The following is a 21,695-nucleotide window of genomic DNA, read 5'->3' as shown; positions in this document are numbered from 1 at the left end:
ATAGCGCGATCGGCGGGGCGGTGCAAGGTGGCCCCCAACGCAAACGGCCCGCTTTCGCGGGCCGCTGCGCATGCACCGGAGGCGGGGCCTCAGTGCTGGTGACCACCCTCGCCGTGCACGTGGCCGTGTTCGACTTCCTCGGCGGACGCTTCGCGGACGGCAACGATCTCGATGGCGAAGTGCAGGTCCTTGCCGGCCATCGGGTGGTTGAGGTCGACGTCGACCACGCTCATGCCCACCTTCTGGATCGTCACCGCGCGCGGGCCGAAGTTGGTCTGCAGGACGACCTGCATGCCCGGTTCCAGGCGCTGGCCGTTGAAATGCTTCTTGGGGATGCGCTGGCTCAGGCCCTCGCGCTTCTCGCCGTAGGCCTTCGCGGCGGCCACGTCGACTTCGAACTTGTCGCCGGCCTCGTGGCCCTCCATCGCTTCTTCCAGGCCCGGGATGATGTTGCCGTGGCCGATCATGATCACCAGCGGATCGCGTCCTTCGGAGCTTTCCATCGGCTCCTGGCCCTGCTCGCTGACGGTGTAGTGGAAGCTGACGACGCGGTCTTTTTCGATTTTCATTTCAGGCCTGGAGGCTGGGGCCGCGTCGCCGGGTGAAGGACGCGGTCGGGTCGATGGGGTGGGAGGGACGGCTTGCCCGCATTGCAGTGAGCCGCCAAGCTACGGACCGTGAAGACGCCACTGCCGAGCCTGCCCGAGGAAGCCGAGCATTATCCGGCCAACCTCCCTCCCGCGCCAGCACGCGGTGTCCTCTTATATGTAGCGATCGGCCTGTTGCTCGCCGGCTGCGGCGGCACCGAACAGGCCGTGCGGCGGCCGGCGCCCGCCCACCGCGTCTGGCCCGTCGTCGCTCCACGGGACCCGGTCCGGGCCAATGCGGTGCTGATGCGCGCCATCGGCCTGGTGGGTACCCCCTACCGCTACGGCGGCAACACCCCGGAGACCGGCTTCGACTGCAGCGGACTGGTCAACTACGTCTACCGCGACATGCTCGACCTGAGCCTGCCGCGCAGCTCCCGCGAACTTGCGGCCTGGCAGGGCCCGCGCATCGAACCCGAGCGCCTGGCCGCGGCCGACCTGGTGTTCTTCGGCAGCGGCGGGTCCGTCAGCCACGTGGGCATCTACGTCGGGGAGGGCCGGTTCGTCCACGCCCCGAGCAGTGGCGGGACGGTCCGCCTGGACCACCTCGATGGCAGCTATTGGCGGGACCACTACAGCGGCGCGAAACGTATCCTTCGCTAGGAACCGGTCAGTTTTGCCAACTCGGCGTCAATATTTAACGACTTACTAACAAATATTGAACAAACCTCGGCGGTTGGGCGGGCATGATCCCCCGGTCTTCTTATAGTGATGACTGCGTGACGACCCGAAATACCGGCCGCCCTGCCGCCACCACCTCCGTCCGGACCTTCCGGACCACCTCGCTCGCCGCGCTGGCGCTGGCCCTGTGCCTGCCCGCCGCGTCGACCCTGGCCGCACCGCTCGACGACGCCGCGCCTTTCCGCAGCCGCGTCGACACCACCACCCAGGGCGCCGCCGTCCCCGCGCCGGCCACCAAGGCCGAAGAGGCCAAGCCCGCCGCCAAGCCCGCCAAGCCGCAGCTGTCGCCGGTGACGCGCGTGGCCACCGATACCGTCCCGCTGTCCACCCGCGCCCTCCTGCTGGCCGCCGACGTGCACCGCGCGCTGTCCCCGATGAACCTGCTCCCCTCGGGCGAGCTGCAGGCCGACGCCGAGGGCGAGCCGGTGGCGGCCGAGTCCGACGGCAAGGTCAAGTCCGTCCTGCAGAAGGCGCTGGCCCTGCTGGGCACCCCCTACCGCTGGGGCGGTACCGATCCGGACAAGGGCTTCGACTGCAGCGGCCTGGTCGGCTACGTGTTCCGCAACGCGCTGGGCATCGAACTTCCGCGCGTGTCGCGCGACATGGCCAAGAACGGCGAACTGATCACCGACCGCGCCAAGCTCGTTGCCGGCGACCTGGTCTTCTTTGGCCTGAAGGGCCGGGTCAACCACGTCGGCATCTACGTGGGCGAAGGCCGATTCGTGCACGCCCCCAGCCGCGGCAAGGACGTGACCGTGTCCAGCCTGGAGCAGGGCTACTGGAGCGGACGCTTCATGCAGGCACGCCGGGTCAGCACCGAGGGCTGAGGCCCGGGCCCGGATCGCAGACGAGGCCGCCTCCGGGCGGCCTTTGCATTTGCGGGCGCCGGGACCGCGCCGCGCGGGTCCCTAACCTTCCACCCCCAGCTGCAGTACCTGCTGCTCGATGTCCTTGCTCAGGGCCATCACCTTCTGGGCGTACTCCGCCAGGCTGCGGTCGTCCTCGCTGGTCAGCGGCAAGGGCGACACGGGCACCGGCTTGCCCCCCACCCCGTCGACCGCGACGAAGACGATCACGCAGTGTGCGCACAGCCGCGCCGCCCCGCCCTTCACCGGATCGCCGGCCCGCACGCCGATCGCGATGTGCATGCTCGTCGTGCCGGTATGCACCAGCTTCGCCCGCACCGTGACCAGGTCGCTCGTGTGGATGGGCGCGACGAAGCGGATGCCGCCCACGGCCACGGTCACGCAGTAGTGCCCGCTCCAACCCACCGCCGCCGCGTAGCCCGCCTGGTCGATCCATTTCATCACCGTGCCGCCGTGGACATTGCCGCCGTAGTTCACGTCCGTGGGCTCGGCCAGGGAACCGCAGGGTGATCTCGCTTTGCTGACCGCTCATGACACCGCCTCGTGCCGCGACGCATCCGCGCCGCCTGCCAGTGTGCGCGCCTTGCGGTGACGGGCGCCACGCGCAATCCTGCCCCATCCCTTTCCCGGAGCGCTCCGATGGCCAAGGCCGTGCTGCTGTTCGTCGTCGGCGTGGTGCTGGGCCTGCTGGCCATGGGCTTGACCGTCGCCGCCGTGGAATGGGCCGGCATGCGCCTGTACCCGCTCCCGCCGGGCCTGGATCCGGCCCGTCCCGGGGACCTGGCGCGGATCCTGGCCGCAGCGCCGTTCGGCGCCCTGGCAAGCGTAGTGGCGGCCTGGGTCCTGGGGGGCGGTCGTGGGTGGCGGCGTGGCAGCCGTCGTCTCGCGCCACTGGCCTCGCGCAGCCGCCGCCTGCGTGGGCCTGGCGGTGGTCGCGGCGGCGTGGTCGATGCAGAGCGAGATCACCGGTCACCCGCTGTGGATGACGCTGTGCGGCCTGCTGTTGCCCGTCCCCGCCGCCCTGCTGGCGGCGTGGCGGACCGGCCCGCGCAGGCCGACATCGCGACGCTGAATTCCGGCGCGCCGAGCGCACTCCGACTCACCACACACCATCAGCACGGCGCGCGCCGGGCGGCACGAATACGCACCCGGTAGCCTGCCCCACCGCCGCACCGCGGTGCGAACCGGGGCCTTCATTGTGCTTATCGCAGAACGGGCGTCCATCCCGACATCGTTCGCGACCTCAATTTCGACAGGCCTCCAAGACCCGGCCCATCACGCCGTACCAGCAGTGCCGCGCACCGCGATGCGCGTGGTCTGCGCGCACTCGGGCAACGCTCGCGGCGTGCCTTGTCTGCAGGGCGAAGGAGTGCTTATCGCAAAAGAACGACGCCACCCGACACGCAAATCGAGAATCTGCCGATTGTTCGTCAATCGCATTTTTTTGCGTGTTTTTCTGTCCGGATCACCAGTGTCCATGCGTTAACTCGGACGTGCCGGAATTCGATCGCGACCTTCGCCGATCGATTCTCCCCCGATCGGCACGCTCTCAATGAAGACCGCATTCCACAACGAGGACACCACCATGCTTGGCTCCATCCCCCAAACCCGCCGCCTGTCGACGATGCTTGCCGCCTCGGTGCTGGCGCTGGCCTGTCTGGCCGGCGCGCAGCCCGCGCAGGCCGCGCTTGACGCGACTGCATCCACCAACGACCACAACACGAACGTCCCCACCGGCTGGTGGATGTACCACGGCCTCACCGCCGCGCAGGTCGGCAGCTACGCCAGCACCAATGGCGCGCGGCTGACCCAGGTGAACGTCGACAGCGTCGTGAGCGGTTCGCCACGCTTCTCGGTGCGCATGGTGCGCAACGCCGGCAGCTACTCCGTGCCGGGCTGGTGGTGGTACTACGGCCTGACCTTCGCGCAGGTCGGCAGCTACCTGAGCACCAACAACGCGCGCCTGATCGACATGGAACCCTACGACGCCGGCGGCGGCGCCATCCGCTACGCCGTGGTCATGGTCTCCAACACCGGCACCGCCGCGCGCGCGTGGAGCTACCTCAGCGGCGTGACCCAGCCGCAGATCAGCACGCACCTGGCCAACTCGGGCCACCGCATGATCGACGTGGACACCTACTACGTCGGCGCGACCAAGTACTACTCGATGGTGGCCGTGGCCAACACCGGCGCCGACGCGAAGGCGTGGCAGTGGTGGATCAACCAGTCCACGGCCGGCGTCGCCGCCAAGGTCAGCGCCTTCAATGGCCGCGTGGTCAAGATGGACCGCCAGAAGGACGGCACCTACAACGTCATCCTGACCCGCAACACCGGTTCGGACGCCACCGCCTGGTGGTACCGCTACGGCTTCACCTCCGGCACCGACCTGATCAACTACGCCAACCAGGTCGCCTCGCGTCCGGTCGACATCAACAGCTACGTCGATGGCCTGGGCATCCGCCGCTACGACGCGGCCTTCATCGACACCGCCAACGCCAGCACGCGCCGCATGCGTTCGCTGCATTCCAGCTTCCTGGACAGCAACGGCAACCCGACCATCGGCATCTTCGAGTCCTACCTCAAGCAGGTCGGCGGCACCACCAAGGTCGACCTGAACTCGCGTCGCCGCGCCGAAACCGCCAGCGCGCTCAAGTCGCTGCACCTGCTGCACTCGATGCGCCGCGTCGCCGCGGGCACCGACACGCTGCCCTCGTCGTTCGTCTACTACGACTACCGCAGCGGCACCCTGACCGAACGCAAGAACGCGTGCCCGGACCCGTCGCTGGAAACGCCGGCCAACTCGCGGATGGACTACAACTTCGAGACCGGTCTCGACCAGATGATGTCCATCTCCGACAACCGCACCACGCGCGGCTCGGTGATCCGCTACGGCGGCTTCGCCCCGTTCAACGCCACCGCATCGCTGGCGGGCATGACCGGCACCACGCTCCGCCACAACATCGGCTGCGCCTACAAGAACTTCAGCACCGGCAAGATCGACCCGGCCAACCGCCGCAACGACACCACCGCGGCTGACCTGGCGCGGATCTACGAAGGCGTGTGGGACAGCTCGCTCCTGAGCAACACCAACAACGCCCGCACCGAGTTCCTGGAATCGGCCAACCCGGCAGGCAGCGTCGCCGGCACCGCGCTGCAGACGATCATCAACGAGGAAGCAACCAAGCTGGGCAAGTCGGCCACCGTGGCCTCGCAGTTCGGCCAGCTGATCCAGCGCTGGGGCAAGGGCGGCAGCTACAACACGTGCCTGCCCGACTCCAATGGTGGCTGCGGCCAGAAGGTGATCGTCCGCTCCGGCACCGGCATCATCCGCCTGCCGATCAAGGTCAGCGGTGTCACCTCCTACCGCACCTACGTCTTCGGCCGCTTCATCTCCGACGTCAAGACGGGCTGCTGGGAAGACACCAATACGGCCACGATCGAATGCCCGGCCGACACCAACTACACCGCCGCCTACTCCAAGGCCGCCAACGAGCTGTACCGCGACGAGATCCGCCTGGCGCTGATGACCTGGTGATCGGTGATTGACTGAAGTGAACCGGCGTGGCCTCTCCCCTGGAGGCCACGCGCGGACCTTCCGGCGCCCGTGCATGCACGGGCGCTTTTTTCTTGTCCGGGAGCGCGGGCGCTTTGCGGCGCACGGCGCAATGGCGGACACTGTCGCGCCCCGCCCCGCTCGCCACCGCCCTCCATGCCCTACACGCCCATCGTCGCCACGCTCGGCTACGTACTTTCGGCCGACGGCCAACGCGTGCTGATGGTCCACCGCAACGCGCGGCCCGATGACCACCAGTTGGGCAAGTACAACGGGCTGGGAGGCAAGCTCGAACCGCTCGAGGACGTGCTGGCGGGCATGCGTCGGGAGATCGACGAAGAAGCCGGCATCGACTGCCTGGAGCTGCAGCTGCGCGGCACGATCAGCTGGCCGGGTTTCGGCAAGCACGGCGAGGACTGGCTGGGATTCGTTTTCCTCATCACCCGTTTCGCCGGCGAACCATTCGAGCGCAATCCCGAGGGCACGCTGGAATGGGTGGACCTCGACCGCCTGCATGAACTCCCGATGTGGGAAGGCGACCGGCACTTCCTGCCGATGGTGTTCGACGGCGATCCGCGGCCCTTCCACGGGGTGATGCCCTACCGCGACGGGCGGATGGTGTCGTGGAGCCATTCGCGCGTGTGAGACCGCGCCCGGATCGGCCGGCGAGGTAACCCGTGCGATCGCCCCGGCCATCGCACGCACCGCCTGCAAGGACGATCAGCTCGACAAGCCCGATCACCCGGCCGGCGGCATCACGATGTACTCCATGTTGACCGATGCCGGCGCGGTTTCGACGAAGCCATATTTCGAGTAGAGATGGCGCGCTTCGCCATCGGCCACCAGGGTGACGTAGGCGGAAGGTTCGGCGTGGGTGCGCAGCCAGGCGTCCAGCGCATTCATGATCCGCTTGCCCAGGCCCTGCCCCTGCCAGGGCGGGGCCACGGCGATGTCGACCACCGTGTAGAAGCAGCCGCCGTCGCCGATGATCCGGCCCATGCCGATCACCTCGCCGTCGTGGCGCAGGCTGACGCCGTACAGGGTGTTGGGCAGTCCCTTGCGCGCGGCTTCCGCGGTCTTGGGCGACATGCCGGCCACAGTGCGCAGGCGGCAATAGTCTTCGACCTCGGGGAAGTGTTCGACCAGTTCAATCTGTGCAGTCATGGTGTGCCCCCGGGGACTGTCTGCTGGCGCGGATAGCGCGCCGGGTTGCTGGAAATGATGCGGCGGTTCCGGCCAAGGAGGCGTGAGCCCGCCGGCGGATCGACGCTGTTCCGGTTCATGTATTCAGGCTCCGGCATGCATCCACCCCGGGAATTCCGGGTCAGGCGCCCCGGCTCAGGCCTTCTCGCGGGCGACTTCGGCCACTTCGCCTTCGGCGATGCCGACGTTGCTCGACGCCGCTTCATACACTTCGCGGTCCAGCAACCCCGTCTCCTTCGCCACCAGCACCGGCACCAGCATCTGGCCGGTGACGTTGGTCATCGTGCGCATCATGTCGAGGATGCGGTCGATCGCGTAGAGATAGCCGATGGCCGCCAGCGGCAGGTTCGCGGCGCTCAGCACCACGGTGGCCATGATCACCGCCGTGCCGGGCACGCCGGCGGTGCCGAAGCTGCCCAGCACCGAAGCCAGCATGATGACCAGGTACTGCGACATCGACAGTTCGACGCCGGTGTACTGCGCGATGAAAACCGCCGCCAGCGCGGGATAGATCGCGCCGCAGCCATCCATCTTGATGCTGGCGCCCAGTGGCACGGCGAAGGCCGCGTAGTCGCGGTCCACGCCGTGGTTGTGGATGGCGCTGCGCAGCGAAGCGGGCATCGCGGCGAAACTGCTGGAAGCCACGAAGGCCACCTGCATCGCCGAGGCCGCGCCGCGGAAGAACTTGAGGGGGTTGAGGCCGTGCGCGAGCAGCAGTCCGCTGTAAACGACCACGATGTGGAAGGCGCAGGCCACGTACAGCGCCACCACGAAGCTGAGCAGCGGCCGCAGCTGCTCGAAACCGTAGCCGCCGACCAGCGCGGCGATCAGGCCGAACGTGCCCAGCGGCGTGAACTCGAGCACGAAGCGGGTGACCTGGATCATGGCCTCGCTGGCTTCGCCCATTAGCTTGCGCAGCTGGGCGGTGCGCTCGCCCAGCTTCACCAGTGCAAAGCCCAGCAGCCCGGCGAAGAAGATCACCTGCAGCACCGTGCCGTTGCGCGGCACCAGCACCGTCGTGCCGTCGGCCAGCTTCGTCTGCGCGGCGCCCGCCAGCGCCTGGAAGGGGTTGGACGGCACGATGTTGAACAGCACGTCGGCCACCCGCGGGACCTCTTTCGCGGTGTAGTCAGCCGCGACCTGCAGCGCGCCCACGCCGCTGCCGGGCTGCAGGATCCAGCCCGCCGCCAGGCCCACGACGACTGCCAGGACCGCGGTCGCCGCGAACCAGGCGAACGTCCGCCCGCCCAGCGCGGCGATCGACTTCTGCCCGTGCAGCGCGCCCACGGCGCTGACCACCGCGAAGAACACCAGCGGCACGGCGATCATCTTGATCAGGTTGACGTAGATGTCGCCCAGCGGGCCGAACCACGTCACCGCGTCCTCACCCAGCAGCCAGCCGGCCAGCGCGCCCAGGACGAATCCGCCCACCACCCGTTGCCAGAAAGGGATGCGCAGCCAGGCGGTCGCGAGCTTCATCATCGTCAGGTCGTCCGTCGGGGCGCCGGAAAGGAACCGCGACGATAGCGCAGCTGGCCGGGCCCGGCCGAGAGGGCGGCATATTCCAGCATTCCATCTCCGTAACGACCACGCGGCATAATCGCCCCCCTCATTCATTTGTCCTGGCCCCATGACCGCGCACCGCATCCTCTGCCTCGCCCTCACCACGGCCCTGGTCGGCGCCTGCGCCACCACGGGTACGGCCACGTCACCTGCGGCACCTGCCTCGCGCGCGCTGACGGTGGAAGTCCCCGCGATCCGCCGTCCCGACGGCGAGACCCCGCAGTGGTGGTTCCGCGACGGTGCGGCGCAGGCGGCGCAGCGCGGCGCGATGGGTGGACAGGCGCGCAACGTGATCCTGTTCGTGGGCGATGGCATGAGCCTGACCACGGTGGCCGCCGCGCGCATCCTGGAGGGCCAGCGGCATGGCGGCTCCGGCGAGGAGAACCGGCTGAGCTGGGAGAATTTCCCCTCCACCGCGCTGAGCAGGACCTACAACACCGACGCGCAGACGCCCGATTCGGCGGGCACGATGAGCGCGATGGCGACCGGCATCAAGACGCGGTCGGGGGTGCTGAGCATCGCCCAGGGCCCGAAGCTGGGCGACTGCGCCGGTGCCCTGCAGGCGCCGGTGCTCACCTTGTGGGAACTGGCCGCCAGCAGCGGCCTGTCCACCGGCGTGGTGACCACCACGCGGGTGACCCATGCCACGCCGGGCGCGACGTTCTCCCATTCGGCGCACCGCAACTGGGAAAGCGACGGCGACCTGAGCGCGAAGGCGCGCGAGGCCGGCTGCCGCGACATCGCCCGGCAATTCATCGAAACGCCCTTCGGACACGGCCCCGACGTGCTGATGGGCGGCGGACGCGGCAATTTCATGCCGAAGACGCAGGCCGACCCGGAGTACGCCGACCGCATGGGCCGGCGCAAGGACGGCCTGGACCTGGTGGCGCAGTGGAAGCAGCGCCATCCAGCCGGCGCCTACGTGTGGGAACGCGACCCAGCTCGCCGCGGCACCGCAGGACCAGCCGCTGCTGGCGCTGTTCGAGCCGGACCACATGAACTTCGAACACGACCGCAGCCACGACAAGGCCGGCGAGCCGTCCCTGGCGGAGATGACCCGCGCGGCCATCGCCCGCCTACAGCGCAACGACAAGGGGTTCGTACTGCTGGTGGAGGGCGGCCGCATCGACCACGCCCACCACAACGGCAACGCCTACCGCGCCCTGTCCGACACGGTGGCGCTGAGCGACGCGGTGCGCGCGGCGGTGGAGATGACTTCCGCGCAGGACACGCTGGTCCTGGTCACGGCCGACCACGCGCACACGCTGAGCTTCGTGGGCTATCCCGTGCGCGGCAACCCGATCATGGGCAAGGTCCGCGGCAGCAGCGGCGAGGGCGAGGCCGAAGGCCCGTACGCCCTGGACGGCCTGGGCCTGCCCTACACCACGCTCAACTACAGCAACGGCCCGGGCTACGTGGGCGCCAGTGCGAAGCAGGCCGAGGGCCCCAAGCGTTTCCCGCACGACGCACGCGGCGCGCAGCCGGCCAAGAACGGTCGACCGGACCTCACCAACGTCGACACCCAGGATCCCGACTACATGCAGGAAGCGATCTCGCCGCTGGGGTATGAAACCCACGGTGGCGACGATGTCGGCATCTGGGCGCATGGGCCGGGCAGCGAGGCGGTGCGCGGCAACGTCGAGCAGAACGCGATCTTCCACTTCCTGCTGCAGTCCACCCCCGCGCTACGCGCGGCTCTGTGCGCCAAGGGCGATTGCGATGCCAACGGCGTGCCGGTGGAACTGCCGGATCCGGCGGCATTCCGGGCGCACTGATCGGATTCACCGATCGAATCACTGCACGCGTGGGGGCGGGGTACGGCGAAGTCGCCGCCCCCCGCCTGCGTGGAGACGGCAATCTCCACTCCGGAGCGGGTCACCGCCTCCGGGGTCGGCCAGCTCAGAACGGCTTGGCGAGCACCAGGTAGATGATGCCCACCAGCACGAACACCGGGATCTCGTTGAACCAGCGCAACGCGCGCGAGCCAGGCAGCGCGCGACCGGCCTCGACGCCCTTCAGCCAGCGGCCGGCGATGCTGTAGTGGATCAGCAGGACCACGACGAGGGCGAGCTTGGCGTGCAGCCAGCCGCTGCCTTCGGCCACCATGGTCGGCAGGCCCGCAACCATTCGATGGCCCTGCCACAGCACCAGGCCCAGCACGAAGGCCAGGCCGAACATCATGTGCCCGAAGCGGTACAGGCGTCGTCCCATCAGCACCAGCCGGGCGCGCACCTGCGGCTGGTCACCGGCCTCGGCCAGGTTCACCAGGATGCGCGGAAGGTAGAAGACGCCCCCCATCCAGGCCATCACGAACAACAGGTGTGCGGTCTTGAGCCAGAGGTAGGCGTGCATGCGGCAGGTCCGGGCGGCAGGGACGATAGGATAGAGCGAGGGCTGCGTGGATGGGCGCCGCGAACGGCACGTAGCGACCCGCGCGCGCTCTTCCCCGGTACTCATGTCAAGGGCTGCCGACCGGTTGCAGCCTGCCGCACGGCCAGTTCCACGCCACCTGCCCGCCCTCTTCCACCCCCTTTCCCCGATGGCCGCCCGCCGATGAAATCCTACGACCAGCAGTACTTCGACACCTGGTACCGCGAGCGCGGCATCGGCGACGCCGCGCGGCTGGCGCGCAAGGTGGCGCTGGCCGTGGCGACCGCCGAGTACCACTTGGAACGTCCGCTGCGCACGGTGCTCGACGTGGGCTGCGGCGAGGGCGTGTGGCGTGCGCCGCTGCTGAAGCTGCGGCCGAAGGCGCGCTACCTGGGCTTCGACAGCAGCCAGTACGCGGTCACGCGCTTCGGCGCACGACGCAACCTGCATCTCGCGCGCTTCGGTGATTTCGCCCTGCTGCGTCCCTGCCCGCCCGTCGACCTGCTCGTGTGCAGCGACGTGCTGCACTACCTGGACACGCGCGAACTCGATCGCGGCCTGCCCGGTCTGGCCGAACTGACCGGTGGGGTCGCGTTCCTGGAGACGTTTGCGAAAGAGGACGAAGCCGAAGGCGACGAACACGATTTCCAGGCGCGCCCCGCCCGGTTCTACCGGCAGCGCTTCCGGAAACTCGGGTTCCAGGCACTGGGTTCACACCTGTGGCTGTCGCCGGGCCTGCGCGACCACGCCACGGCGCTGGAAACCGCGGACTGACGCGCCCCCGCCGCGCGAAGTCCCTGGGCGCGCGGCCCACCTGAACGTTTCGGCCCTGCTCCCAGCCCCGCAAGCCGGCCCCGCGAAAGCCGGCCGTGAACTGCGCACCGGATCACACTCCCTTGTCCCCCTTCGGCTATGCTGCGGCGCACCACACTCCAGCCGTGGGTCAGGGGAACCACAGCCAGATGCTGCTTTATCACTTTCATGAAATGGGCCGCGCATGGATGCAGCCGCTCAATTACTGGGCCGATGCCAGCGCCAAGATGTTCGGCGCGCAGGGCAGCTGGCTGTCGACACTTCCGGGCGCCTCGCGCCTGGCCGCCGGCTACGAGCTGCTGTACCGCGTGGGCAAGAACTACGAGAAGCCCGAGTTCGGCATCCACAGCATCGAGAAGGACGGCAAGTCCTATCCCGTCGTCGAGCGCGAGATCCTGCGCAAGCCGTTCTGCCGCCTGCTGCGCTTCAAGCGCTTCGCCGACGACGCGGAAAACATCGCCGACTTCAAGGACGACCCCACGGTGCTCGTCGTCGCCCCGCTGTCGGGCCACCATGCCACGCTGCTGCGCGACACGGTCAAGACCCTGCTGCGCGACCACAAGGTGTACATCACCGACTGGGTCGACGCGCGCATGGTGCCGACTTCCGATGGGCCGTTCCACCTGGATGACTACGTCGCCTACATCGAGGAATTCATCCGCACGATCGGCACCGACAACCTGCACGTGATCAGCGTCTGCCAGCCGACCGTGCCGACGCTGGCGGCGGTCTCGCTGATGGCTGCCCGTGGCGAACCCACGCCGCGCTCGCTGGTGATGTTCGGCGGCCCGATCGACCCGCGGCAGAACCCGACCAAGGTCAACGACCTGGCCACGCAGAAGCCGCTGTGGTGGTTCGAGGCCAACCTCGTCCACGCCGTGCCCGCGAACTATCCGGGCCACAACCGGCGCGTGTATCCGGGCTTCCTGCAGCACGGCGGCTTCATGGCGATGAATCCCGAGCGTCATTTCGAGTCGCACTGGGACTTCTACCAGGACCTGGTCAAGGGCGACCTCGAGGACGCCGCCTCGCATCGCCGCTTCTACGACGAGTACAACGCCGTGCTGGACATGCCGGCCGAGTACTACCTGGAAACCGTCGACGTCGTGTTCCAGCGTCACCTGCTGCCCCGCGGCGAGTGGGTGGTGCGCGGCCAGCGCGTCGACCCCGGCGCGATCCGCGACACCGCGATCATGACCGTGGAGGGCGAACTGGACGACATCTCGGGCCAGGGCCAGACGCGCGCTGCGCACACGCTGTGCACCGGCATCCCGGAACCGGACCGTCGCCACCTGACCGTGGAAGGCGCCGGCCATTACGGCATCTTCAGCGGCCGTCGCTGGCGCACCCAGGTGTACCCGCAGGTGCGCGACTTCATCGCGGCCTACGCGCCGGTGGCGTCCGCGCAGAAGCCGCAGGCTTCCACGCAGGCGCAGCCGGTGCAGCAGACGGCACGGCAGCCGGAGCTCTCGAAGCACGCCAGGCACCCGAAGCACAGGCAGGCCAAGCACTCGAAGTAGCCGCAGTACTGCGGACAACGAAAGGCCCGGTGGATCGCTCCACCGGGCCTTCTTCTTTTGTGGCGCCGCAGGTTCAGTCGTACTGCGCGCTCTTCACCAGCATGTGCTTGGCCAGCTGCCCATGCAGGCGGCCGATGCCGCGGGCCAGGTGCAGCGTGCCGAACAGCAGCAGCACGCCGCCGACGAACAGCAGGGGCAGCGACCAGTAGTTCCAGTCCACGTAGCCTCCGTCCAGGGAGATCGCGGCCGGCACCCCGAACAGCACCAGCACCGGGGCGGCGATGAAGGACACCGACAAGGCCAGCAGCGTGACGGCGATGGTGAAGTACACGATGCCCAGCGGCAGCATCAGCAGGAAGTAGAGCTGCGTGGCCCAGGTGCGCGGGTCGGTGAACAGCTCCTTGATGCGCTCCAGCAGCGGTCGGCCGCGTTCGCTGTAGAGCGGACGCCGCGGCATGCGTTCACCCAGCATCACCTCGACCAGCCGACCCTCCACCAGCGACAGCACCCGCACCGATCCGAAGTACAGGATCACGAAGGGCACGCCGATGATCAGCACGGCCAGGCCGGCCGACAGCGACAGTCCGGTGACCACCCAGGTGAAGTAGAAGATGCCGGTGGCCAGTGCCAGCAACATGTAGAACAGCGAGGCGTAGGTGCGCGGGTCGGCGGCGACGCCGAAGAAGCGGGCCATCGGCGAGCGCTCCACCCTGGGCTTGCTGCGCGGCGGCGTGGGCGTGCGCAGCGCGGTCTGCACGGTCACCTCGGTATCGCGGTAGATGTCGGCGACTTCGTCCGGCGCGCCGTAGCTGCCGGCGACGGCGGCGATCACCTCGGCCTCCGACTTGCCCGGGTTCTCGGTCAGTTCCGAGCGCAGGTACTCCTCGGCGTCGTAGAGCGCGTCCTGGATGAGCGCCGGATCGGCGCCGGCCAGCTCACGGCGCAGCTGTTCCAGGTAGTCGGGGATGGTGGTGGGCAGGCGGGAGGCGTTCATTTGGTTTCCCCAAGGACGGCGTCGACGGAATCACGGGTGGCGCGCCAGGCGGCGGTCCAGTCGCCGAGCACCTCGCGACCGGGTTGTGTAATGCGGTAGTAGCGGCGCGGGGGCCCGGCGACGGATGGCTCGACGAAGCTGTCGAGCAGGCCGCCGGCCTCCAGGTTGCGCAGCACGGGATACAGGGCGCTCTGCTTGCCGCTCAGCACCCCCTCGCCCTCGCGCTCCAGGCGCTTGGCGATCTGGTAGCCGTACATCGGCTCGGCGGAGGCCGCCAGCACGGCCAGCAGGGCCAGCGACACGGTGCCGGTGCTGAGCTCCTTCTGGAATTTGCGCCTCAGGATTTCGAGATCGGTCATGGCGTTGAACTCGGTCGGGCGTGGGGGGGTGTTGCGAGGTGCGGCCTATTTCGAAGCAAACACTACTATCAGGTTCGCTATACCGGCTCTGCCATTAGTCATGGGAGGCCATCGGTCATGCCCCGGAGCCCGATATGAAGGGACGTGAGGGCAGCATCCCCGGGGCGCAGGGCCGGGTTCGGCGTCGACTCCGCGTCGACCGCGCGCCTGCTAGACGACATCCGGCGCCGCCCGAACCCGCGGCGCGGAGCAAGGCCATGCCCCGTGGAGACAAGTCGGCCTACACCAGCAAGCAGAAGCGACAGGCCGAACACATCGAAGACAGCGAGATGGAGCGCGGCGTCTCGCGCGACACCGCCGAACGCATCGCCTGGGCGACCGTGAACAAGCAGGACGGCGGTGGGAAAGCGTCGGGCTCCGGTCGCCGCCCGGCGAAGAAGGCGACCCGGAAGGCCACGCGCCAGTCGACGGCGAAAAAGACCGCGCGCAAGGCGCCGGCCAAGAAGGCAGCGAAGAAGACCACTCGCAAGTCGACGGCAAGCAAGACCGCGCGCAAGGCACCGGCGAAGAAGGCGGCGAAGAAGACCGCGCGCAAGTCGACGGCGAAGAAGGCGGCGAAGAAGACTGCACGCAAGTCGACGGCGAAGAAGGCGGCCAAGACCACCGCGCGCAGGTCGCCGGCCAAAAAGACGGCGAAGAAGACCACGCGCAGGTCGACAGCCAAAAAGGCGACGAAGAAGACCGCCGCCAGGACGAGGGGCGGCAACTCATCCCGCAGCCGCGCAGGCTGACCCGGCACCTACCGCCGCGGCGCACCGTGCACCGCGGCGGCAACGGCGCGATCATCGGTCGAACTCCCCCCGCGACGACGCGCCATGCAGATCCGCCAGGCACGACCGGACGACGCCGCGTGGCTTTCGTCGCTGGCCTGCGAAAGCTACGCCGCGCACTTCGCATCGATCTGGAGCCCACGGGGCCTGGCGGCGTTCCTGCAGCGCGAGTTCGCCCCGGCCATGCTCCTGCGCGCACTGGCCGCGCAGGACCAGGCCTGGTATGTGGCATTCGATGCCGATGGACCGGCCGGCTTCGCCAAGGTCAACTGGCACCGCACCGAGCCCGGCTCCGGGATGCAGGGCGCGGAACTCCAGAAGATCTATTTCCTGCCCGGGCGGACCGGCCGTGGCCTGGGCGCCGGCCTGCTCGCGCATGTGACCGCGCAAGCCGTCGCACGCGGCGAGCCCCACCTGTGGCTCAACGTGCTCGGGCCCAACCAGGCCGCCCAGCGCTTCTACTCCCGGCATGGTTTCGAGCGGCTGGGCACGGTCTCATTCCAGCTGGAGGACCGCGTGCTCGACATGATCGCCATGGGCCGCGCGCTCGGCTGAGCATGCGGCACTGGCGCCAGCCCGGGACCTGCGGCGCTCGCCGCGAGTGTCGTATCCTCGCCCTTCCGCACGTGAGGACGCCCTGCCGATGAATCCCAAGCGCACCGTTGCCGCCGTTTCGCTCCTGCTCGCCCTCGCGCCGCTCGCGATCGCCCTGTCCGCGTCGGCCGCCGAGCCGGCGAAGAAGGAAGCCGCAAAACCGCGCTCCATGCAGGAGATCCTCGATGCGACGCAGCCGTCGGACTGGCGCGCGCTCGACCCGGCGAACACGCTGTACCTGGAACTGGAGAGCGGCCGCGTGGTGATGGAACTCGCGCCCGGCTTCGCGCCCGCGCACGTGGCCAACATCCGCACGCTGGCGAAGGAAGGCTACTGGAACGGCCTGAGCATCAACCGTTCGCAGGACAACTTCGTGGTGCAGTGGGGCGACGCCGCGGAGGAAGACAAGGACCGCAAGGCCCTGGGCACGGCGCAGCAGAAGGTCCCGGCGGAATTCGAACGCTCCAGCGAGGGCGTGGACTTCACCCGCCTCCCCGACAAGGACGGCTGGGCGTCGCAGGTGGGCTTCGCCGATGGCTTCCCCGCCGCGCGCGACAACAAGGAGAAGAAGGCCTGGCTGACGCATTGCTACGGCGCGATCGGCGCCGGCCGCGACGTCGCCGCCGACTCCAGCAATGGCACCGAGCTGTACGTGGTCACCGGCCAGGCGCCTCGCCAGCTGGACCGCAACATCACCGTGGTCGGACGCGTCGTGCAGGGCATGGAACTGCTGTCCGTGCTGCCCCGCGGGACCGGGCCGCTGGGCTTCTACGAGAAGCCCAAGCAGCGCACCCCGATCAAGGCCATCCGCCTGGCTTCGGACGTTCCGGAGAAGGAACGCACGCCGCTGGAACTGCTGCGCACCGACACCACCGCATTCACCGACCTGGTGGAAGCGCGCCGCAATCGCCGCGACGAGTGGTACAAGCGCCCGGCCGGCCACATCGACCTGTGCAACGTGCCGCTGCCGGTGCGCGCGCCGAAGACGCCCTGAGGGTGGGGGCTCCTTCCCCCGCTCTGCGGGGGAAGGCTGGGATGGGGGCAGACGATCGCCGCGCTTCCATTCCTTGAATCGCACACAGACACAACCAATCGGCGCCTGCTCGAAGTCCGCGGCGACATGCCGTCCCCAGCCCTCCGCCGGCAAGCCGAGCAGGAAGCCGAGCAGGAAGCCGAATCGTCGCGTGGGGATAACTTTCCCGCTGCTGGGGATAAGTATCCGGCGCGCCGCGAAAAATTACCGGGTTCCCGGGCAAAATGCGCGGAGCGTCCGAGCAAAAAGCGCGGCGCTCCGAGCAAATAGAGCCGGCGTCGGGCGAAAATCCGGCTGACCCACGAGCAAAGAGCTCGGCGCGCCGAGCTCAGAGAACCGAACCACGGGATCTTTTGCTCGGCCTTCGGCTGTCATTGCCCGGGACGCCGGACACTTATCCCCAGCAGCGGGAACGTTATCCCCAAAGGCGGCCAGACATTGCCAAGCCTGGACCCGTCTGGTGAGCTTTGGTGCCCCCGACCGGCGAAGCGACGCAGATAGCCAAGCCGGCCCCGGCTAGCGCTGCGTGGCGCCCGCCACCATCTGCTCGATGGTCGAACCGATCGCACCACCCGCCGCAGTGCCGACGGCGGTGCCCACGGCACCACCCACCGCCGCGCCGATGGGAGCGCCCACCGTAGCGCCGACGCCGCCGGCGGCGGCACCGATCGCGCCGCCAATGGCGGTTCCCGCCGCGGTGCCGGCCGTTGCTCCCACCGCCCCGCCGACCTGCGAACCGACGGTGGCACCGACGCTGCCGGTGGCGGGTGCACCTGCTGCGGGCGCACCAGTCGCTGGAGTACCAGTCGCTGGAGTACCAGTCGCTGGAGTACCAGTTGCTGGAGCACCTGTGGCGGGTGCACCAGCCGCGGGCGCACCTGTCGCGGGCGCACCGGCCGCAGGCACACCGGCCGCCGGCGCGCCCGTCGCGGGTGCTCCGGTCGCAGGCGCACCTGTTGCCGGGGGTCGCGCTGCAGGCGCACCTGTCGCCGGTGCACCAGTCGCGGGAGTACCTGCTGCGGGAGCACCTGCCGCAGGCGCACCGGCCGCGGGCGCACCTGCCGCGGGCGCACCTGCCGCGGGCGCACCTGCCGCGGGCGCACCTGCCGCGGGCGCACCTGACGCGGGTGGTCGCGCTGCGGGTGCGCCTGTCGCAGGCGCTCCAGCTGCGGGCGCCCCAGCGGCAGGCGCGGCCGCCGGCGCCGGCGCCGGACTGCGCGTCGCGGTATCGATGCCGGCGCGTCGTTCGCGTTCGGAACCCATCTGCGCCTGCAGTCGCGCGGTCCGCTCGGCGCCGGGGTCTGGCATCGCCGCGGGATTGATCGAGGCGTTGCGGATGCGATCGGCCTGCGCCTGCGCGGCCATCTGGTTGAGCGGCAGGTAGTCGCTGCGGAAGTTGAGCTCGACCGAGGAGTTCAGCTCCAGGTCGGTGTTCATCTCCTCGGTCCGCTGCGAACGCTGGGTGGAGACGTAGCCGATGCTGTGCTCGGTCTGCGCACTCACGCCCCACGGGCCGACGCCGAAGCTGCCCGAGCCGCCCATCTTGTGCCGGGTCTCGAACTGGCTGCCGCGGTCTTCGTTGGCTGCGCTGCGCGTGTCGATGTGGAAGCGCATCGCAGCGTTGATCTTGCCGCTGTCGATCACGATCCTCTGCATGCCCATCATCACCATCGTCGCCAGCATCTGCTGGCGTTGCCGGGCCAGATAACGGCGCGCCAGCGGCACCAGCTGCTCCGGATTGCTGGCATCGACCGATTCCTCGGGCCCCATGCCCAGGCTGGCGCGGATCTCCTCTGCGTTGGGCATCGAAGCGCCGCCCTTGAGGCGCAACCGGATGTTGGCGACCTCCTCCGGATCCGGCGGCCCGTCGTCGGGATCGGGGGTCTCGTACTCGATGGCCTCCGGGAAGTGGTCGGCCACCCACTGCCGCACCTGCGGCAACCCGAACTGCGTGCGCTCGAATCCGTCCGCGGACGCGCCAACGGCGTTGAGCAGCTGTACGTACTGCTGCATCTGCTGCGCGCTGGAATCGAGCATGGCCTTGAAGACGCCGTTGATCAGGTCGGTACAGAAGCGCGGGAAGGACACCGCGTTGAGCACGTTCTGGGTCACCTGCGACATGCGGTCGGCGGAGGCGGCGAAGTCGGGCTGTTCCTGGGCGCGTGCCAGCGGCGCCGCGGTGCGCGGGCCCTTGCGCTCGTCGATCTCGCCCTGCGCCTGGTCTTCCTCGACGATCAGTTCGGCCGCCAGCGTGGACACCTTCACCATCGCCTTCGCCAACGCGGTCCGCTGCGTCTCCGGCAGGCTCTGGAAATTCGGCGACCGCTCCAGCACGTCGCGCACGGCCGTGCGGATCCACGGCGGTGGTGCGTGCAGGCTCGGGGTGGGCGCGACCATGGCGTTCATCGCGCGGCCTCACATGGCCATCTGCAGCGCGGGGTAGCCTGGATAGGCCGCGTCCGGCGCAGATTCAGGCCGCTGCGGCCGCTGCTGACGCGCGGCCAGCGGACGCGAGGCCAGCCAGCGCTGGGCGGCTTCCACGGCGCCGCGCTGGGCCGGATCGCCCAGGTCGAGCTGCGGCGTGGTTTCGCTGAAATGCTCGGCCAGCCACAGCAGCACTGTCTGGCCGCTGCGTCCAGCCTCCACGTGCTGCTGCAGGGCGCCCGCGCCGGCGGGTGCGCCGTCCTGCTGGCGTGCGATCGCCACCAGTGCCCACAGCGAATTGACGCCGAAGGCCACCTGCAGCAGGCGGTCGCGCAGGAAACCCAGGGCGGTGTTGATGGTGGCCACGATGTCGCGCGCGGCGAGGGTCGCCATCGGGTCCACGCGCTGCGCCAGGAACTCGCCCATCGACATCGCGCGAGCCGACAACGTCACGCCTTCGCGCAGGTCGCTGCCGTCGGCCTGGGCGACGAGGGCTTCGCACAGGCCGGCCATCAGCACGTCGAAGTGCGGCGCCTCGATGACGCGGGCGAAGATCGCTTCGCGTTCGTTCGCATCCAGCCGTTCGCGCCGCCCGCGCCAGAACGCATGCAGCAGTTGCGCGGTCGGTCCCAGCGGCTGGGTCACCGTGCCGCTGGCGAACAGTCCGCAGACCAGGTCTGCCGTAGGCAGCAGGCCGGCCTTTTCCAGTTCGCTGGCGAAATACAGCGGCGCGGCGGCCTGCAGTGCCGCGCGGTCGAGCGCATTGGGTGCACCCGGTGGCAGATCGATGCTGTCGCCCAGGTCCATCGCCCGCGCCAGCCCGTCGTCGTGCGCGTCCAGGGCCGACAAGGCCGTGGCCACGGCGTGCAGCAGCGCGGCATAGGCCTGCTTCGGGTAGAAGCAGATGTCCGGCGGGGGCGGGGCGAGGCGCGGCATGGCGCCTGTCTCAACGTGCTGGCGCGGCGGCGGCGGCACCGCCGGCTGCGGCTGGCGCGCCGCGCTGGTTGGCGGGCACGTTGGGGTCGAACGGCGTGGCGTTGCCCTGGATGCTGGCGATCATGCCGGGCGAGGCCAGCTTTTCCATCGGGAAGTAGTCCGACTTGAAGTTCACCCGCACCTCGCCGGTGAGCTTGGCCTTCATCTCCTGCTTCGACTCGGAGTTCTCGTCCACCGAGGAACCCACCGTGGTCATGTGTGACTGCACGTTGGTGTTGGCACTGGCCGCCCCGCCCCAGCCGAAGTGCGCGCCGGCGACAGTGGTGTTCTTGTTGTAGCTGCTGTCGCGGTCGTACAGGGAGGCGGCCGCGACGCGCTGGGCCTGGTCGGACGCACGGAAGTCGAACACGACCTTGGCATTGATGGCGCCGTCGGTCACGACGATCCGGTTGATGCCCAGGATCACCATCGACGACAGCAGCTGCTGGCGGCTGCGCGCCATCTGCATGCGCGCGGCCTGCACCAGGCGGCCTTCCTGGTCGGGATCGGACAGGTCCGTGATCGGCTCGGCCAGCTGCAGTTCCTGGTTCATCCTGGCCAGGGCCGCGTCGGCATTGTCCTCGTTGCCCACGCCCAGGCGCGGGCCACTGCTGTCATCGCTGGTGTCGATCACCACGTCGCCGGGGAAGCGGTCGACCAGCCAGTCGCGTGCGTTGTTGAGGCTGATGTTGTCGGCGGCGAACTGGTCCACCGTCTGCGCCACGGACTTGAGCAGCTCGCCGTAGGCGTTCATCTGCTGGATCGATGCGTTGACGATCGCCTGGAAGACATTCTGGATCAGGCCACCGACGAACGCGGGAAAATCCACCGAGCCCACGAACTTCTTGAAGTTGTCGGCGCCCTGCCGCACCGACCCTGCGTCAAAATCACTGCCGGCGAACGTGCCGACCTTCTCCGACGCCTTGCGCTTGGCCTGGTCGACTTCGCCGGCCAGCGCGCGCGCGAGGTCGGTCGGCGCCGATTGCTCCTTGGCCAGCACGCCGCGACCCGGTGTGAGTTCCTCCTTGGCGAGGCCCTGCGGATTGGCCATGTAGGACGCCACGCGCACCATGTTGCGGGCCAGTTCCTGCTGCTGCGCGGCGGGCATCTGCCGGAAGCCGTCGGACGACAGGAGCAACTGCTTGACCGCGGGACGCACGGCGTCGAGCGTCTCGTCGTCCAGCCATGCCGGCGTGGCGCCCGCGCTGGCGACCGCAGGCCCGGCGGTGGTCGGCCGGGGCAGGATGGAAGTGGTGGCGGATGCGTTCAT

19 protein-coding genes and 2 pseudogenes are annotated in these 21,695 nt (G+C 69.1%); 11 read left to right on the top strand and 10 right to left on the bottom strand.

The window, feature by feature from the left end:
* Positions 1-89 precede the first annotated feature (89 nt).
* Positions 90-569 carry an FKBP-type peptidyl-prolyl cis-trans isomerase gene (locus tag I8J32_RS09375; protein WP_200611244.1) on the bottom strand — a complete coding sequence of 160 codons (480 nt, stop codon included), beginning with the start codon at positions 567-569 and terminating at the stop codon, positions 90-92.
* A gap of 204 nt (positions 570-773) precedes the next feature.
* On the opposite strand from I8J32_RS09375, the gene I8J32_RS09370 reads away from it, so the two are divergent.
* Positions 774-1,250, top strand: coding sequence for a C40 family peptidase (locus I8J32_RS09370; RefSeq protein WP_245156506.1), 477 nt, complete (start codon positions 774-776; stop codon positions 1,248-1,250).
* Between the two features lie 116 nt (positions 1,251-1,366).
* A complete protein-coding gene (locus I8J32_RS09365) occupies positions 1,367-2,155 on the top strand; it encodes a C40 family peptidase (protein WP_245156286.1) in 789 nt (262 codons plus the stop codon).
* A gap of 81 nt (positions 2,156-2,236) precedes the next feature.
* Here the strand turns inward: I8J32_RS09365 and I8J32_RS09360 are convergent.
* Positions 2,237-2,726, bottom strand: a pseudogene (locus I8J32_RS09360) (acyl-CoA thioesterase).
* A gap of 107 nt (positions 2,727-2,833) precedes the next feature.
* Between I8J32_RS09360 and I8J32_RS09355 the strand changes: the two are divergent.
* From I8J32_RS09355 to I8J32_RS09345, 3 genes are all read left to right on the top strand, one after another.
* Positions 2,834-3,349 carry a hypothetical protein gene (locus I8J32_RS09355; protein ID WP_207526521.1) on the top strand — a complete coding sequence of 172 codons (516 nt, stop codon included), beginning with the start codon at positions 2,834-2,836 and terminating at the stop codon, positions 3,347-3,349.
* Between the two features lie 397 nt (positions 3,350-3,746).
* A complete protein-coding gene (locus I8J32_RS09350) occupies positions 3,747-5,729 on the top strand; it encodes a serine hydrolase (protein WP_200611235.1) in 1,983 nt (660 codons plus the stop codon).
* Between the two features lie 174 nt (positions 5,730-5,903).
* Positions 5,904-6,392 (top strand): NUDIX hydrolase, encoded by a 489-nt coding sequence (locus I8J32_RS09345; RefSeq protein ID WP_200611234.1) that lies wholly within the window; start codon positions 5,904-5,906, stop codon positions 6,390-6,392.
* Between the two features lie 93 nt (positions 6,393-6,485).
* On the opposite strand, the gene I8J32_RS09340 is transcribed toward I8J32_RS09345, so the two are convergent.
* Together I8J32_RS09340 and I8J32_RS09335 are read right to left on the bottom strand one after the other, a co-directional pair.
* On the bottom strand, positions 6,486-6,911 hold the full coding sequence (locus I8J32_RS09340; protein ID WP_245156285.1) for a GNAT family N-acetyltransferase: 426 nt from the start codon (positions 6,909-6,911) through the stop codon (positions 6,486-6,488).
* Between the two features lie 174 nt (positions 6,912-7,085).
* Positions 7,086-8,429, bottom strand: coding sequence for a dicarboxylate/amino acid:cation symporter (locus I8J32_RS09335; RefSeq protein ID WP_200611232.1), 1,344 nt, complete (start codon positions 8,427-8,429; stop codon positions 7,086-7,088).
* 151 nt (positions 8,430-8,580) lie between these two features.
* Between I8J32_RS09335 and I8J32_RS09330 the strand changes: the two are divergent.
* Positions 8,581-10,288 (top strand): annotated as a pseudogene (locus tag I8J32_RS09330) (alkaline phosphatase).
* Positions 10,289-10,412: 124 nt separating this feature from the next.
* Here I8J32_RS09330 and I8J32_RS09325 read toward each other — a convergent pair.
* The gene (locus I8J32_RS09325; RefSeq protein ID WP_200611228.1) at positions 10,413-10,865 is read right to left on the bottom strand and encodes a CopD family protein; all 453 of its coding nucleotides are present in this window, start codon (positions 10,863-10,865) and stop codon (positions 10,413-10,415) included.
* Between the two features lie 201 nt (positions 10,866-11,066).
* On the opposite strand from I8J32_RS09325, the gene I8J32_RS09320 reads away from it, so the two are divergent.
* Both I8J32_RS09320 and I8J32_RS09315 read left to right on the top strand, forming a co-directional pair.
* Entirely contained in the window at positions 11,067-11,657 is a 591-nt protein-coding gene (locus I8J32_RS09320) for a class I SAM-dependent DNA methyltransferase (protein WP_200611226.1), read from the top strand.
* A gap of 191 nt (positions 11,658-11,848) precedes the next feature.
* Positions 11,849-13,216: a polyhydroxyalkanoate depolymerase gene (locus tag I8J32_RS09315; protein WP_200613039.1), complete on the top strand. Its 1,368-nt coding sequence runs from the start codon at positions 11,849-11,851 to the stop codon at positions 13,214-13,216.
* Between the two features lie 73 nt (positions 13,217-13,289).
* Here I8J32_RS09315 and I8J32_RS09310 read toward each other — a convergent pair whose 3' ends face one another.
* Both I8J32_RS09310 and I8J32_RS09305 read right to left on the bottom strand, forming a co-directional pair.
* On the bottom strand, positions 13,290-14,210 hold the full coding sequence (locus tag I8J32_RS09310; RefSeq protein WP_200611223.1) for a sensor domain-containing protein: 921 nt from the start codon (positions 14,208-14,210) through the stop codon (positions 13,290-13,292).
* Positions 14,207-14,569 carry a PadR family transcriptional regulator gene (locus I8J32_RS09305; RefSeq protein WP_200611220.1) on the bottom strand — a complete coding sequence of 121 codons (363 nt, stop codon included), beginning with the start codon at positions 14,567-14,569 and terminating at the stop codon, positions 14,207-14,209. The genes I8J32_RS09310 and I8J32_RS09305 overlap by 4 nt, the downstream gene beginning before the upstream one ends.
* A 134-nt stretch (positions 14,570-14,703) precedes the next feature.
* Between I8J32_RS09305 and I8J32_RS09300 the strand changes: the two genes are divergently transcribed.
* The 3 genes from I8J32_RS09300 to I8J32_RS09290 all read left to right on the top strand — a co-directional run bounded on the left by I8J32_RS09300 (position 14,704) and on the right by I8J32_RS09290 (position 16,987).
* Complete coding sequence (locus I8J32_RS09300) at positions 14,704-15,360, top strand: HupB (protein WP_343225236.1); 657 nt, start codon at positions 14,704-14,706, stop codon at positions 15,358-15,360.
* An 84-nt stretch (positions 15,361-15,444) separates the two neighbouring features.
* Complete coding sequence (locus I8J32_RS09295; protein WP_200611217.1) at positions 15,445-15,954, top strand: GNAT family N-acetyltransferase; 510 nt, start codon at positions 15,445-15,447, stop codon at positions 15,952-15,954.
* An 88-nt stretch (positions 15,955-16,042) separates the two neighbouring features.
* Positions 16,043-16,987 (top strand): peptidylprolyl isomerase, encoded by a 945-nt coding sequence (locus I8J32_RS09290; protein WP_200611215.1) that lies wholly within the window; start codon positions 16,043-16,045, stop codon positions 16,985-16,987.
* Between the two features lie 555 nt (positions 16,988-17,542).
* On the opposite strand, the gene I8J32_RS09285 is transcribed toward I8J32_RS09290, so the two are convergent.
* Genes I8J32_RS09285 through I8J32_RS09275 form a run of 3 tightly spaced genes read right to left on the bottom strand, consistent with a single transcriptional unit; the run spans position 17,543 to position 21,695 of the window.
* Complete coding sequence (locus I8J32_RS09285) at positions 17,543-19,432, bottom strand: hypothetical protein (protein WP_200611203.1); 1,890 nt, start codon at positions 19,430-19,432, stop codon at positions 17,543-17,545.
* 9 nt (positions 19,433-19,441) lie between these two features.
* Complete coding sequence (locus tag I8J32_RS09280) at positions 19,442-20,386, bottom strand: hypothetical protein (RefSeq protein ID WP_200611200.1); 945 nt, start codon at positions 20,384-20,386, stop codon at positions 19,442-19,444.
* Positions 20,387-20,396: 10 nt separating this feature from the next.
* Positions 20,397-21,695 carry a hypothetical protein gene (locus I8J32_RS09275; protein ID WP_245156284.1) on the bottom strand — a complete coding sequence of 433 codons (1,299 nt, stop codon included), beginning with the start codon at positions 21,693-21,695 and terminating at the stop codon, positions 20,397-20,399.

The sequence above is a fragment of the Lysobacter solisilvae genome (genome assembly GCF_016613535.2).
Lineage (GTDB): Bacteria > Pseudomonadota > Gammaproteobacteria > Xanthomonadales > Xanthomonadaceae > Agrilutibacter > Agrilutibacter solisilvae.
This window is presented reverse-complemented; position numbering and strand designations above follow the sequence as displayed.

Excerpts from the sequence above, each read along its gene's own strand:
- I8J32_RS09375 (WP_200611244.1), bottom strand. The coding sequence starts at position 569 with ATGAAAATCGAAAAAGACCGCGTCGTCAGCTTCCACTACACCGTCAGC.
- I8J32_RS09355 (WP_207526521.1), top strand. The coding sequence starts at position 2,834 with ATGGCCAAGGCCGTGCTGCTGTTCGTCGTCGGCGTGGTGCTGGGCCTG.
- I8J32_RS09350 (WP_200611235.1), top strand. The coding sequence starts at position 3,747 with ATGAAGACCGCATTCCACAACGAGGACACCACCATGCTTGGCTCCATC.
- I8J32_RS09345 (WP_200611234.1), top strand. The coding sequence starts at position 5,904 with ATGCCCTACACGCCCATCGTCGCCACGCTCGGCTACGTACTTTCGGCC.
- I8J32_RS09340 (WP_245156285.1), bottom strand. The coding sequence starts at position 6,911 with ATGACTGCACAGATTGAACTGGTCGAACACTTCCCCGAGGTCGAAGAC.
- I8J32_RS09335 (WP_200611232.1), bottom strand. The coding sequence starts at position 8,429 with ATGAAGCTCGCGACCGCCTGGCTGCGCATCCCTTTCTGGCAACGGGTG.
- I8J32_RS09325 (WP_200611228.1), bottom strand. The coding sequence starts at position 10,865 with ATGCACGCCTACCTCTGGCTCAAGACCGCACACCTGTTGTTCGTGATG.
- I8J32_RS09320 (WP_200611226.1), top strand. The coding sequence starts at position 11,067 with ATGAAATCCTACGACCAGCAGTACTTCGACACCTGGTACCGCGAGCGC.
- I8J32_RS09310 (WP_200611223.1), bottom strand. The coding sequence starts at position 14,210 with ATGAACGCCTCCCGCCTGCCCACCACCATCCCCGACTACCTGGAACAG.
- I8J32_RS09305 (WP_200611220.1), bottom strand. The coding sequence starts at position 14,569 with ATGACCGATCTCGAAATCCTGAGGCGCAAATTCCAGAAGGAGCTCAGC.
- I8J32_RS09300 (WP_343225236.1), top strand. The coding sequence starts at position 14,704 with ATGAAGGGACGTGAGGGCAGCATCCCCGGGGCGCAGGGCCGGGTTCGG.
- I8J32_RS09295 (WP_200611217.1), top strand. The coding sequence starts at position 15,445 with ATGCAGATCCGCCAGGCACGACCGGACGACGCCGCGTGGCTTTCGTCG.
- I8J32_RS09290 (WP_200611215.1), top strand. The coding sequence starts at position 16,043 with ATGAATCCCAAGCGCACCGTTGCCGCCGTTTCGCTCCTGCTCGCCCTC.
- I8J32_RS09285 (WP_200611203.1), bottom strand. The coding sequence starts at position 19,432 with ATGAACGCCATGGTCGCGCCCACCCCGAGCCTGCACGCACCACCGCCG.
- I8J32_RS09280 (WP_200611200.1), bottom strand. The coding sequence starts at position 20,386 with ATGCCGCGCCTCGCCCCGCCCCCGCCGGACATCTGCTTCTACCCGAAG.
- I8J32_RS09275 (WP_245156284.1), bottom strand. The coding sequence starts at position 21,695 with ATGAACGCATCCGCCACCACTTCCATCCTGCCCCGGCCGACCACCGCC.